The organism is Williamsia sp. Y712, from assembly GCF_059445525.1.
Window position 1 is genome coordinate 2,340,523 of the sequence record NZ_JCAIUN010000001.1, and the last position, 13,027, is coordinate 2,353,549.

Annotated in this window: 12 protein-coding genes; 6 read left to right on the plus strand and 6 right to left on the minus strand. The window is 65.5% G+C overall.

The genetic code is table 11. The features are described from left to right. Nucleotides 1–50 precede the first annotated feature (50 nt). A complete protein-coding gene (locus AC1D75_RS10630) occupies nt 51–1,394 on the plus strand; it encodes a WS/DGAT/MGAT family O-acyltransferase (protein WP_495515198.1) in 1,344 nt (447 codons plus the stop codon). Here AC1D75_RS10630 and AC1D75_RS10635 read toward each other — a convergent pair. Together AC1D75_RS10635 and AC1D75_RS10640 are read right to left on the minus strand one after the other, a co-directional pair. Continuing rightward, nucleotides 1,391–2,146 carry a hypothetical protein gene (locus tag AC1D75_RS10635; protein ID WP_495515199.1) on the minus strand — a complete coding sequence of 252 codons (756 nt, stop codon included), beginning with the start codon at nt 2,144–2,146 and terminating at the stop codon, nt 1,391–1,393. The genes AC1D75_RS10630 and AC1D75_RS10635 overlap by 4 nt on opposite strands. 57 nt (nt 2,147–2,203) lie before the next feature. Next, nucleotides 2,204–2,788 carry an HhH-GPD-type base excision DNA repair protein gene (locus AC1D75_RS10640; RefSeq protein ID WP_495515200.1) on the minus strand — a complete coding sequence of 195 codons (585 nt, stop codon included), beginning with the start codon at nt 2,786–2,788 and terminating at the stop codon, nt 2,204–2,206. A 299-nt stretch (nt 2,789–3,087) separates the two neighbouring features. Between AC1D75_RS10640 and AC1D75_RS10645 the strand changes: the two genes are divergently transcribed. Then, a complete protein-coding gene (locus AC1D75_RS10645; RefSeq protein ID WP_495515201.1) occupies nt 3,088–4,560 on the plus strand; it encodes a sugar porter family MFS transporter in 1,473 nt (490 codons plus the stop codon). A gap of 17 nt (nt 4,561–4,577) precedes the next feature. Here the strand turns inward: AC1D75_RS10645 and AC1D75_RS10650 are convergent, their stop codons facing one another. The 4 genes from AC1D75_RS10650 to AC1D75_RS10665 all read right to left on the minus strand — a co-directional run bounded on the left by AC1D75_RS10650 (nt 4,578) and on the right by AC1D75_RS10665 (nt 8,435). After that, on the minus strand, nt 4,578–5,297 hold the full coding sequence (locus AC1D75_RS10650) for a lysoplasmalogenase family protein (RefSeq protein ID WP_495515202.1): 720 nt from the start codon (nt 5,295–5,297) through the stop codon (nt 4,578–4,580). Between the two features lie 8 nt (nt 5,298–5,305). Further along, a complete protein-coding gene (locus tag AC1D75_RS10655) occupies nt 5,306–6,490 on the minus strand; it encodes a lipase family protein (RefSeq protein WP_495515203.1) in 1,185 nt (394 codons plus the stop codon). Between the two features lie 34 nt (nt 6,491–6,524). Further along, nucleotides 6,525–7,424 carry a hypothetical protein gene (locus tag AC1D75_RS10660; RefSeq protein ID WP_495515204.1) on the minus strand — a complete coding sequence of 300 codons (900 nt, stop codon included), beginning with the start codon at nt 7,422–7,424 and terminating at the stop codon, nt 6,525–6,527. Nucleotides 7,425–7,673: 249 nt separating this feature from the next. Next, entirely contained in the window at nt 7,674–8,435 is a 762-nt protein-coding gene (locus AC1D75_RS10665) for an Rv1157c family protein (protein WP_495516040.1), read from the minus strand. Nucleotides 8,436–8,874: 439 nt separating this feature from the next. Here AC1D75_RS10665 and AC1D75_RS10670 point away from each other — a divergent pair, with 439 nt between their 5' ends. The 4 genes from AC1D75_RS10670 (at nt 8,875) to AC1D75_RS10685 (ending at nt 13,017) form a co-directional block, all read left to right on the plus strand. Beyond that, nucleotides 8,875–9,900: a thiamine ABC transporter substrate-binding protein gene (locus tag AC1D75_RS10670; RefSeq protein WP_495515205.1), complete on the plus strand. Its 1,026-nt coding sequence runs from the start codon at nt 8,875–8,877 to the stop codon at nt 9,898–9,900. A 65-nt stretch (nt 9,901–9,965) separates the two neighbouring features. Then, the gene (locus tag AC1D75_RS10675; RefSeq protein WP_495515206.1) at nt 9,966–11,549 is read left to right on the plus strand and encodes an ABC transporter permease; all 1,584 of its coding nucleotides are present in this window, start codon (nt 9,966–9,968) and stop codon (nt 11,547–11,549) included. Further along, entirely contained in the window at nt 11,550–12,632 is a 1,083-nt protein-coding gene (locus AC1D75_RS10680; RefSeq protein WP_495515207.1) for an ABC transporter ATP-binding protein, read from the plus strand. After that, the gene (locus AC1D75_RS10685; RefSeq protein WP_495515208.1) at nt 12,625–13,017 is read left to right on the plus strand and encodes a (deoxy)nucleoside triphosphate pyrophosphohydrolase; all 393 of its coding nucleotides are present in this window, start codon (nt 12,625–12,627) and stop codon (nt 13,015–13,017) included. Before AC1D75_RS10680 ends, AC1D75_RS10685 begins: the two co-directional genes overlap by 8 nt. The last annotated feature ends 10 nt before the right edge of the window (nt 13,018–13,027 follow it).

Here is a 13,027-nt window from a genome sequence, read left to right on the forward strand (position 1 = left end):
GGAGCGCGGAACCTCGTGTGCGTGCCTCACGGCTTGGGTAGGTTCTCTTCATGGAGCGAATGGCGCCGGTCGACGCCCAGATGTACTGGATGTCGGACAAGATCCCCAACGACCAGTTCCTGCTCTATGCCTTTGATGGTGTGCCGCGCCGGATCGATGTCGCGATCGACGGTGTCCTCGACCGCGCGCGGGCGACAACCGATCTGGGTCTGCGGATTGCCGACGTCGACTGCGCTCTCGACTACCCGTACTGGATCCGCCGCGGCGTCGACCGCGACCAGATCGTGGTGCACAGCGAAGGGTCCACCGAGTGGTCCGATTGTCTGCGTGTCGTGGCGGGACTGGCCGATGACCAGCTCGACGCACGGGAGTGCACCTGGCGGCTGCATCTGTTCGAGGCCGTCGAAAGGGTGCCGAACTGTGGTCTCGCGGCCACTGTGGCTGTGCTGCAGGTGAGCCACGCGCTGGCCGACGGCCGACGCTCATCGGACCTGGCCCGCGCGGTCTTTGCGCCGCAGGATCCCGGCGAATCGGTCACCGCCGAGGTGGATTCGCCCTATTCGGTGGTGCATGCTGCCGCACTGGCGGCCGTGCGCCTACCCCAACAGATCGGGGTGCTGGGCCTGCGGGCGGTGGAGGCCACCCGCACCCATCGCCGACTGGTCGACGACGTCGCCGCCGGGGTGGTGCCTGCGCCATCGGAAGGTCGACCGCTGCTGTCGACCAACACCCGTCCGGACGGCGACCGGACGATCCGCACCCTGGTACTGCGCCGCGACGACTTCCCGGGGCCGACGGTGACCATCAGTGCGCTTACCGCGATCTCGCTGGCGCTGTCCGATCACCTGCGTTCGATCGGGGAGGATCCGACCACCCTCGGTGCCGAGGTGACGATGGAGAAGTTCGGGAAACCGATGGCACGTAACCACTTTCGCAACGTCGGTATCGGATTGTTCTCGGGGACGGCCGCGCTGGATGATCGTACGGCGCATATTGCGCAGGCGCTGGGGGAGCGGCAACTGCGCAACAGCCATCCGGCGCTGCGGGCCTCCGACGAGGCCTTCGCGGCGATCCCGGCACCCCTACTACGTTGGGGTGTGGCGCAATTCGATCCGACCGTAATTCCGAAAACGGTCAATGGCAACACCGTGGTGTCGAGTGTGAATCGGGGCGGCGCCGACCTGAGATTCGGGGAGAGACCGGTCGCGTTCACCGCGGGCTACCCGGCCCTCTCGCCGGTGATGAGTGTGACGCACGGTGTGCACGGCATCGGCGACGCAGTTGCGATCAGCGTCCATGCCGCTGCGTCGGCGATGGACGACATCGACAGCTACATGGATATGTTGCAGGCCTCGATCGCCTGGAACCAGATCGTCAGGGCTTCTGGCCGCTAGTGCCGCGTGTCGCGCTCTTCATGGCCGTTCTTGCTGCGCACCAACCGTTTCGGCAACCGTCCGACGAGTTCTCCGAGCGGTGCGACGGCCTCGTTGAGCGCCTCGGCGGCAGTATTGAGTTCGAGCACCGTCTCCTGGAGGCTCGCGATACTCGGGGGCAGCTGCGCCAGCATCTCGACGAGTTCGGACAGGCGGTCGATGGGGCCGCCCGGTGCGATCGCCCGTTCCAGGGCGCCGCCTTCGCCGACGAGTTGTTCCAGCAGGCCCTCTTCGACGGTCAGCCGATCGAGGAAACCTTCGTCCTCGGAGATCCGGTCGAGTAGACCGCCCTCTTTGGTGAGTTTGGCGAGCACTCCGTCCTCGGACAGCAGGCGATCCACCGGACCGCCCCGGGACAGCAACCGGTCGAGTGGGCCACCGGCCTCGGTCATCTGATCGAGCACTCCATCGTCGGCGAGGACGCGTTCGACCAGGCCGTCCTCGGCGAGCAGTCGGTCGAGTGGGCCGCCGCGCGAGAGTATTCGTCCGAGTGAGCGGTCTTCTTCGAGTAGTTCACCGAGTTGGTTGAGCAGCTGCAACGGACTGCGAAACGCAGGTGTGGCCCGCATGCCCATCGTGACGGCGATTTCGTGGTGTGCGTTCTCCACGGCGATCCGGCTGAGCGCAACGGTGGCTTCGACGGCGCTGAGCGCGGCGCCTGCCACCGCAAACCCCAACCGCGTCGGGATCTCGATCACCAATCTGGCATCCATGACTTCACCCTAGGGGGTTGGCGTAACTCGCGGACACATTCACCGCCTTGGCCCGGCTCAGCCGGTCTTGGCAGCCTTCGCTGCAGCTTTCGCCTGCTTCTTGAACTCCCGGACTTCCTGCAGGCTCACATTGTCGACGACGTCGGCTACCGATCGGCGTTCGCCGTCGTTGCCGTAATCCCCGGCAGCTTGGCGCCAGCCCTCCGGTTGCACACCCACCTGCTTACCGAGCAGTGCCAGGAAGATGCGGGCTTTCATGTCGCCCCAGCCAGGTAGGGATTTGAGGCGTTTGAGCACCGTCTTGCCGTCCGGATCACCCTCTGTCCAGATGGCCGAAGGGTTGCCGTCGTAGTTGTCGACGATGAAAACCGCGAGATCATGGATGCGCTTCGCCATCGAACCGGGGAAGCGGTGGATGGCCGGGGTCTGCGAGCACAGAGCCACGAACTCATCCGGATCGGAGGCGGCGATCTTCTGCAGATCGAAGCCGTCCATCCGCTCGGCGATTTTCTGCGGGCCCTTGAATGCCGCTTCCATCGGGAACTGCTGATCCAGGGTCATACCGACAACCAGCGCGAAGTCGTCGACGGACAGGAGCTTGTCGGCTTCTGGTTCTTGCGCGATACAGATGTGGCGGGTCATGCGGACCTCCGGTGGCCGGGAAAATACTGCCGGTCCAGCTTATCGGCAGTGCCGCGAGGGGCCCAGAGCGTCCCGGCGAACTGGTTGAATGCAGAAGAGTCAGGTCAATCCGCAGTGCTCGGTCGTGCTCCGGACCGGCGACCCTCTGACACTCGGGTCGTCGGTCGGTGGTGATCGAGCCAGAGATGGATTGTCTTCTACCGACTTACGGACTCGTAGTGGAGTGAGGGCGTAACGTCAGCTGGTGGCGAAACCTGTCAGGGCTGACAGCCTCCGCCCGGAAGGTAGGTGTAATTCCTATGTCCACTGGTGCTGCGAAGGACCCCACGTCGGCGGCGGCCGGAGAAGCCCACGTGGCCAAGGTCATCGGGGTCACCGTGGCCGCTGCAGTGGGTGGTTTTCTTTTCGGCTTCGACAGCTCTGTGGTCAACGGCGCCGTCAACTCCATCCGCGATCAGTTCGAGCTGAATCACTTCATGCAGGGTTTCGCGGTCGCGATCGCGCTGCTCGGATGTGCCCTCGGTGCCTGGTTCGCGGGTCGGCTGGCAGACATCTGGGGTCGCAAGAAAGTGATGTTGCTTGGCTCGGCGTTGTTCATCGCGTCGGCGATCGGCACCGGTCTGGCGTTTGCGGTCCTAGACCTGTTGTTCTGGCGTGTGATCGGCGGCCTCGGGATCGGTATCGCGTCGGTGATCGCCCCGGCGTATATCGCGGAGATCGCCCCGGCCCGTTACCGCGGTGCACTCGGATCACTGCAGCAGTTGGCCATCACCATGGGCATTTTTGTTGCCCTGCTCTCGGACGCACTGATCGCCGACAGCGCAGGCAATGCCTCCAACGATTTCTGGTTGGGTCTCGAGGCCTGGCGATGGATGTTCATCGTCGGCGTGATCCCGGCACTGGTCTACGGGCTGCTGGCGCTCCTCATCCCGGAGTCACCGCGCTATCTGGTGGGTAGCAATCTCGATGAAGAGGCCGCGCGCATTTTGACCGAAGTGACGGGGGAGGCCGATCCACTGGCCCGAGTCAAAGAGATCCGGTTGACCCTCAAACGCGAATCTGCGGTGTCCATCAAGGACATTCGTGGCCCGTCGTTCGGCCTGCATCCGCTGGTGTGGGTGGGTATCTGGATTGCTGTGCTGCAGCAGTTCGTCGGGATCAACGCAATCTTCTATTACTCCACCACGCTGTGGCAGTCGGTCGGATTCAGCGAAAGCGAATCGTTCCGGACCTCGGTCATCACGGCCGTGATCAACGTGGTGATGACCTTCGTTGCGATCATGTTCGTCGACCGGATCGGCAGGCGACAGCTGTTGCTGATCGGCTCTGTGGGCATGTTCATCGGACTCGTGATGGCGTGTGTCGCGTTCACGCAGCAGGTCGGGTCCGGTGACGACATCTCGCTGCCTGACCCGTGGGGTGTGGTCGCACTCATCGGTGCCAACCTGTTTGTGGTCGCATTCGCGGCCACCTGGGGCCCGGTGATGTGGGTGATGCTCGGAGAGATGTTCCCCAACCGCATCCGCGGGGTGGCATTGGGTGTGTGCACGGGCGTGAACTGGCTTGCCAACTTCACCATCTCGCTGCTCTTCCCCGAACTCAACAGCGTGCTGGGACTGGCATGGATCTACGGATTCTTTGCATTCTGCGCGTTCGCTTCTTGGTTCTATGTGCACAGCAAGGTGCCCGAGACCAAGGGTATGGAGCTCGAAGACATGGATTCACTCGGAGAGGTGGAGGCGGCTATCAAGAGGCAGAAGAAGGCACATTAGCGCGCCCCGGCGTGAGTTCACCTGGCGGCGTGGGCGCGTCGGCTGACGCTGTCCAGGCCGTCCAGAAGCAACATCTGCGCCACGAAGTATGTCGAGAGAACCAAGGCCTCACCGGCCGCGCGGAGACCGTCCCTGTTGCGCAGCAGGTATCGACGATTCATCAGGATCGCATCGGAAGCCATGAACGTGATTCCGCCGACGACCAGTCGGCGGGTGGGGTCATTCGAGTCCCCGCCGGTGAGTACCGGATCGCCTGCGGTCGCCGCCATGGTCGCCAACGTCGCGCCGTATGTTCCCAAGACCGGGAGCAGGCGGGGGGAGTTGAGCACCAGCAGTGCGGTGACCTCGTTCATCAGCCCGAAGCGCGCGAGCAGTCGACGTTTGCCCGGCCGGGCTCCGTGCCGCGTCAGCACACCGAGATAGGACAGATGCGCGAGCCCGAACATCGTTGCACCGGTTTGGATCTGTCGATCCTTCTCGGGGCCGGTGGCGAACTCCTCGCGGTACATGAAGTAGTCGCCCGCAGCGGACGCGGCGATGGCCGCGGTCAACAGTGCATTGTCGACTCCGGACCGTTCACGCGCACCGCGCGCGATACCGACGGCCAGCGCGGCCAGGGCGGCGGGCTTGGCGACGGCCACACCGGGCCGCCACCGCGCGGCGCCGGCGGCCGAAACCGCCAGCGTCGCAGCGACGAACACTTTTCGCTCGGGGAACTCCCAAGCCGGTAGGCGCATCTGCTTGTCTACCGGGCGAACAGTGAGGTCACAAAAGCGGAAGCGTCAGGCAATGCTGCCGCGGCCGTACCCTGTCCGTCCACCGGGTAGGTACGGATGGTTGTCGACTGGCTAGACGTCTCGACCCGGCCCAGGAATTCCAGGGTGTACGGCAGGATCACCTGGGTATCGAGCAGGCCCTGGCCGAAGAACACCGGCTTGACGTACCCGGTGTCGGGCACTCCGAGGTAGGCCTCGACGATGGGACGAAGATTCGGGACCGACAGCACCGGCCGGCTGAACAGCTCATTCAAACTTGTTGCTGCAACAGCCCGTTGCAACTCGGCCGAGCACATCGTCACAGCTTTGTCGGCCAGCGACTTGCCCTCTGCGGTCAGGTACGAGTCGAGGTTCAGCTCGGGATGCGACCCGCGGATACCGGCGATGGCATACAGCACCTCGGCGGTCAGGTCGGAAGGCAGTGGCACCGGGATGAATTCGGGGCCTGCGTTGAGCACGAGCTCGCCGAGGTTGGCCGGAACACTGGTGACCGTTGCGCCGCGGAAGTCCAGTTCCGGGCCCTGGATCTGCGTTGCGCTGCGGGCCGTGGCCAGCGCAGCTGTTGCGCCGCTGCCGTTCCCGTTCACAACCCACTGATCCGAGAGGTCTTCGGTGATGTCATGGGCAGCCTCCACAGCATCAACGATGTTGTGGGCCTTGATGGTTGTCTGCAGGTCGGGGAGTGCACCCTCGACGCCGAGACCGGCGTAGTCGGAGGCGACAACCGCATAGCCCTTCTGCAGCCACGGCGTGATGTCGTTCCAATTTGCGGCCGATTCGGTTTTGCCCGACCACGACGGTGCGCACTTGTCGGCCAATCCGACGGTGTCATGGGCCCAGGCCACCACCGGCCAGCCGCCGTCGGGTGCTTCTCCGCGGGGGAGATAGACAGCGGCACTGCTCAGCTCGGTGCGGTCGGTGGCGGCATTCGTCCAATAGGTGAAGCGGTCGGCGGATCCCGCGCCGGTCACCCAACGATCGTCGGGCAGGCCGATGTTGGCAAACACCTTGCCTGCGGTTCCGCCCGTCGGGACCGGGGCTGCGGTGGCGACACCGGCGGCTCCCAGGCCGCCAGCGACCACCGCGGCAAGTGCGGTGGCGGTGAGGCTGCGGGTACCGATCCGGCGTAGTGCTTGCTTGTGAACACTCTTCATGACTACTTCTCCTACCAAGGTCCGCGTACGCGGACTAAACCTGCGTGATCCCGATCATCGGGAGGAAGAAACAACTGCGGCCACCGTTCTGCACGGTGCCGAATACGGCGGAAAGCACGGTGCCGTTGCCGGTCTGGACCGGTGCCAGCCGCGACCCGGGCAGGCTCATGGCCTTTGCCGCAGGGTTGATGACTGCGCGGACCGTTGCTTCTTCGCCGGGGGTCAGGCTGCGGACCTTCTTCACCTGTTCGATCAGTTTGTCGACGATCGTGGTGCCCACCGGGGCCATGTCCTCGAACCCACCCTGGAGCGTGTTGACGTTGAACCAGGCGACCTGCATGCCGGTGGCTTCGCCGTCGGCGGTGATCCCGGACGGGAAGAAGCCGAACAGCGTTTCACCGTCGTCGACGATGTTGGGTGAGAAGGTCGCGGGAAGCAGGTTTTTGAACAGGTCCGGGATCTTCACTCCGGGGATGACATACGGGCCGGGTGCGGCGCCGCCGACGGCAGGCACCAGTCCGAATGGGTTGTCCTCGGTCGCCTCGACACAGTTGAAGGCGACGGTCGGGTTGATGAAGGATTGGATGCCCAGTTTGCGCAAAGCCTCGTCAGCCGCTGCCAGTGAGCCGACGAGGTCGGTGGCGTCTGCGGCCGGCGTCGCTGTGATCTCGGCAGCCGGTGTGGACTCGATCTGCGCGGTGCCTCCCAAGAGTGCCTTTGCGGCAGCCAGGGCGGCGGGATCGCCCGCAGCTTTTCCGAGCTCGGCGATCGCGGCCTTCAATGCGTCGTCGCCAGGGGCCTGCTTTGGTGCGGTCAGCGTCACCGAGTCGGGTGCGACCGGTTCCGCGATGGCAATGGCCGGGGACAGCAGGGCGGCAGAGGCCACCACCGCCAGTGTGGCGGCGCTGCGGCGGATCATCGTTGAGCTGGGCATGGATCTCCTTGGACAGACGCGGGGTCGCACCTGTTACGTCTGTGACAGGTGTGACCAATGGTGCTCTTGTTACACAAGACCACGGTGTGGGAGCTCTGTGCAAGTTGCGAGTTCAACCTGTGACTCAACCGCGACCGTTCCGGTGTTCGGCTGTGCATCAACAGATCTGGGGTGGCAGGCTGAGTGTGGCGGGCCACAAAAACAGGCGCCGACCCGAAGGTCGACGCCTGCTGTGGAGTTCTCGGGTGGCTAAATGACTGCCAGTCCGACTGTGGGGACGATCGTGCAGCTCACGGTCTTGTCCTCGGTCTTGGTGGTCACGTTGCCGTAGATTGCCGAAATCACGCGGCCCTGACCGGTTTTCACGATCGTGGTGAAGGTGCCGGGGCCGTCTGCGGCATTGATCCGGTCATTGCGGCGCAGATTCTGCTGACCGGTCTGACCGGTGTCGATGTTGATCCACGCAACGGTCAGTGGAGCGGCGTCGTTGTTCAAGGCCGGGCCGGTGCCGAGGCTGGTGTAGACGTATCCGGCCTCGCCCTTCTTGGGGCCTGGGGCCGGTGCCTGCTGCGGTCCGGCGGTCACAAGTGCGGAACCGATGGAGTTGCCGCCGGGGATGCAACCCTGGCCGATGGTCGGGTAGAGGAACTGCTGGATGACCGGTGCGCCAGGGCCGGACGGGATGTCCGGGCCGCCGCCGCCCGAGCCGTCGAGGAAGCTGACGACCTTGTCCCAGATGACGGCGAGTTCCGGCGGCAGCGCCGGATCGGCTGCGAGCACCTTGGCGTTGGAGAGCAGGCTGGCGTCGACCTTGCCGTCGGCGCCGGGGGTGGCGGCCGAACCGATGATCGCCGGCACGAACGCGCCGAGCGACTGCAAGGTGGCCTCGTCGATCTCGAGGTTGGCGGGTATCGGCGGGAAGGCGGCTTCGTCAGCGGATGCGACAGCGGGCAGTGTCAACGCCGCGGTGGCGGCGATGGCCACGGCCGTGACCGCGCGGCGGACGTTCAGGCCTGTGGAGGCCTTGTGGAAGCGCCCGCGGCTGCGGTCTGCCTGCTGGTTCAAAAGCACTGTTCGTGGTGTCCCATCTCGCGTTGAGCCCGACTGATCACGGCTCGACAAGTCTATCGCCGTGCTGACGGTAACCGTTTCATTCCTCTGCCGCCAGTAGCCCTAGTCGGCAGGCGGACCGGTTCTCGTCGCCCTGGGACCATACCGTGTGACTGGAGTTACCAGTGGTGCCGGTGATGCAATTGTGATGTCACATTGAGGGCACGAAAGTGAGGGTCGGCCCGATCCGAAGTCGCTGATGGCGCATCAGATGTGATCGTCACGCTCCGACTCCAGGCAACCTTCCCGGGCCTGCTTAGATTCACGATGACGGGACGAACACGCGGTGTGCGGAACCAACCTGCTGTTCTCGCTGACCAAAAACCCAATTGGAGGGTCGATGCTTCGACGAAACCAGCTCGCCGCAGCGCTCGTTGCACTCGCGGTCGGGGCCGGTGCCCTGACCGCATGTGGCGATTCCGGTTCCTCGGACGAAGTGGTCCTGCTGACGCACGACTCCTTCGAGCTGCCGGACGAACTGCTGGCCTCGTTCGAGGACGAGACGGGGCTGACCCTCAAGGTGGTCCGAGAGGCAGACGCCGGACAGTTGTCGTCGTCGATCGCGCTCATCGCAGGCTCGCCCCAAGGTGATGTGGTCTACGGCATCGACAACACCTTTGCCTCCCGGGTTCTCGACGCCGACGCGATCGAGCCCTATACGAGCCCGGACAACAACCTCGGACCGCAGGAATATGCGCTCGGCGAACCCAATCGGCTGACCGCGATCGACCGCGGCGACGTGTGTGTCAACGTCGACACCGAATGGTTCACCGAACGCGACGTCGCACCGCCCGCGAACCTCGATGATCTGACCGACTCCCGATACAAGGGTCTGACCGTCGTGATGGACCCGGCCACCTCGTCGCCCGGCATGGCATTTCTGCTCGCCACGATCGCCGCCCATCCGGCCGACGGTGAATGGGAAGGGTATTGGGAGCGCCTGCGCGCCAACGACGTGAGTGTGGCCCCCGGCTGGACCGAGGCGTACAACCAGGAGTTCACCGCAGGGGAGGGACAGGGCAGCAAGCCCATCGTGGTCTCGTATGCGTCGTCGCCTGCCTTCCTGCCGACCACCAAGGCCCTGTTGAACACGTGCTTCGCGCAAATCGAGTACGCAGGCGTCCTGCGTGGCGCGGAGAACGTCGACGGCGCCCAACAGGTGGTCGATTTCTTGCTCAGCGAACCGGTCCAGGCCGCTCTGCCCGAATCCATGTACGTGTACCCCGTCCGTACCGGAACGCCGCTGCCTGCCGACTGGGCGCAATTCGCACCCCAGCCCGAGTCTGCTGTCACGATGCCGCTCGAGGTCATCGCCGAGAACCGCGAAGCCTGGCAGCAGGAGTGGCGCACCGCCATGGGTCGCTGACCGCGGTGGCCCTTCGCGCAACCATTCGGCGCCCACCCTCGGCGTGGGGGTCTGGAACAGGCGTCGTGGCCGTCGCGGGCGCGCTTCCGCTGTTGTTCGTGGGGGTGATGTTCGGGTGGCCGCTGGTCGCTCTGGCCGTTCGTGCATTCGGCGATCACTCGGGCATCGACCTCGTCGGGTTGCTCGACGATGCCAATGCCGCGCATCTGTTGTGGTTCACCGTTGCCCAGGCCGCGGCGAGCACCGTGCTCACCCTGATCGTCGGCCTACCGGTGGCATGGGTACTGGCCAACTTCGAGCTGCGGGGAGCGCTGGCGCTACGGGTCATCGTCACGATTCCCTTTGTGCTGCCCACCGTGGTGGTGGGTATCGCGTTCACGGCACTACTCGGCGAGCGTGGCCCGCTGGGATGGCTCGACATCGGATCGTCGGTGTGGGCGATCCTGTTGGCGCACACGTTCTTCAACATCGCGGTTGTGGTGCGTACCGTGGGTTCGGTCTGGGGCCAACTCGATCCGCGTGCCGAACAGGCCGCTCGGACGCTGGGCGCCGACCGCTGGCGCGTGCTGCGAACGGTCACCCTGCCGGCCCTCGCCCCGGCGATCGCCTCGGCGGCGTCGGTGGTGTTCCTGTTCTGTGCCACCAGCTTTGGTGTGGTCCTCATCCTCGGTGGCGGCCGGTACAACACCCTCGAGACCGAGATTTACCGGCAGGCGATCGGGTTCTTCAAACTGCCTGCCGCCGTGGCCCTGTCGATGATCCAGATCCTCGTGGTCGCCGTGGTGGTCGCGATCAGCGCGGTGTTGAGCCGCCGAGTGCGGGGAGCCGGTGCGCCCCGGCGTCGCCGCCGACCGCAAGGGGCGCAGCGTGTGGTGGTCGGTGCCATCGTCACGTTCGTCCTGGTCGTACTGCTGGCCCCGCTTGCCGTCCTGGTCTGGCGTTCGGTCCGGCCCACGGTCGGTGGAAGCTGGAATCTGGACGGCTACCGGGCGCTGACGGAACCGATCAACGGTGAAACGCCTTGGGAGACCATGCAGTACTCCCTGATCAGCGCGCTCTGGGCGACCCTGATCGCGCTGGTCCTCGGTCTACTCGGTGCCCTGGCTCTCTCCCGTGCCCGTGGCGTGTTCGGAGGGGTCGCGACGGGGGTTGCGATGCTCCCGCTGGGCGTCAGCGCCGTGACGGTCGGTCTCGGCTATCTGGTGATCCTGAGCTCGATGCCTCGTGAGGTCGCGACGTCGCCCGCTGTGGTCCCGGCCGTGCAGGCGCTGATCGCGACGCCACTCGTGATCCGCATCCTGGTGCCGGCGATGGGTCTGGTCGACCTGAGGCTTCGGCAGGCGGCGGCAACCCTCGGTGCCGGGCCCCTGCGGGTCTGGTGCACCGTTGATCTCCCGATCATCTCCAGAGCGCTCTGTGCTGCGACCGGTTTCGCGTTTGTGATCGCGATCGGTGAGTTCGGCGCAACCAGCTTTGTGGCGCGCCCCGACACCACCACCGTGCCGGTGCTGATCGGCAAGTCACTGTCGCGGCCCGGTGCGGGTAACTTCGGCACTGCCATGGCCTGTTCGGTGATGATGCTGGTGGTGACCGTGGTGGTGGTGGCCCTCATCGAGGTTGTCCGCCGGGACGAGGGAGGTGAGTTCTAGGTGCTCGAATTGTCCTCTGTGACAGTGGGTTATGGGTCCGAAGTGGTCATCTCCGATCTGGATCTGGCGATCGGGACCGGGGGTGCGACCATCACGGCGTTGCTGGGGCCGTCAGGATGTGGCAAGTCGACGCTGATCCGTGCCATCGCTGGACTGGAGCCGTTGTCCGGGGGGACGATCACGTTCGACGGGATCGACCTCGCGCCGACCCCGACCCACCGTCGCGACTTCGGAGTGGTGTTCCAGGACGGTCAGCTGCTGCCCGGTCGCAGCGTCGCCGACAATGTCGATTACGGACTGCGGGTCCGGCGCTGGCGCAAGCCCGACATCACCCGCCGCGTGGCCGACCTGCTCGAGCTGGTCGACCTGCCCGGCCTCGGCGGCCGGAAGGTGGCCGAGCTGTCCGGTGGTCAGCAACAGCGGGTGGCGCTGGCCCGGGCGCTGGCCCCACGACCCCGGCTGCTCCTCCTGGACGAGCCGCTCTCTGCGCTCGACCGGCAGTTGCGGGATCGCCTCGCACTGCAGATCGCCGAGATCATCGGTGCCACCGGCACTCCGACCATCATGGTGACCCACGACCATTCCGAGGCCGCGATGATGGCCGATCGTATCGCGGTGATGGACGATGGTCGGATCGTTCAGGACGATCATCCCGAAAAGCTTTGGCGTGCACCGCGGACCGAACGGATCGCACAGTTCATCGGCTGCACGACGATCTGCGAAGCAAACATCTCCGCGGGTGTTCTACACAGCCCGCTCGGTCGGGTTGCGGTCGATCTGCCCGACGGTGCCGTTCGGGTCGGACTGCGCCCCGAGGCGGTCCTGGCCGCACCGATCGTCGACGGGGCAGGCGGCGCCCGCGGCGTCGTCCGGCATGTCGCATCACTGCCCGAGGGGACCCGGGTGCGGGTGACGGTCGCCGGTCTGGAAGTCGATGCCGTCGCCGATCCCCGGCTCGCGGTCGATGATCAGGTCTCGGTGGCGCTCGACCGCAACCGGATCGCGATCATCTCCGGCCCGCCCGCCGGGTCACTCACCAAGTCGGAGACCGAGGAACAGGGAACAGCGGGCCGCAATGCGTGAGGTCGTGGCAGGCGCGGTCATCGGCGAAGGCCGGTTGCTACTTGCCCAGCGCACGTATCCGACCGAGGTGGCCGGGTTGTGGGAACTGCCAGGAGGCAAGCTCGAGGTAGGGGAGACCCGGGCCCAGGCGCTCGAACGTGAACTCGCCGAAGAGCTTGGGATCACGGTCGCGGTCGCCGACCAGATCGGGGAGCCCGTACCGCTGGGCCCGGATCTGGTTCTGGTCGCGATGGCCGCGACACTGCTCGCCGGCGAGCCGCATCCGCACGAACACTCTGCGGTCGGCTGGGTGGATGCCGATAACCTCCGGCGGATGGCAGACGCCGGGGAACTGGTACCTGCCGATGCGGTGTGGCTCGACGACCTCATCGCGCTGCTGCGCTGATCCGGGCCGC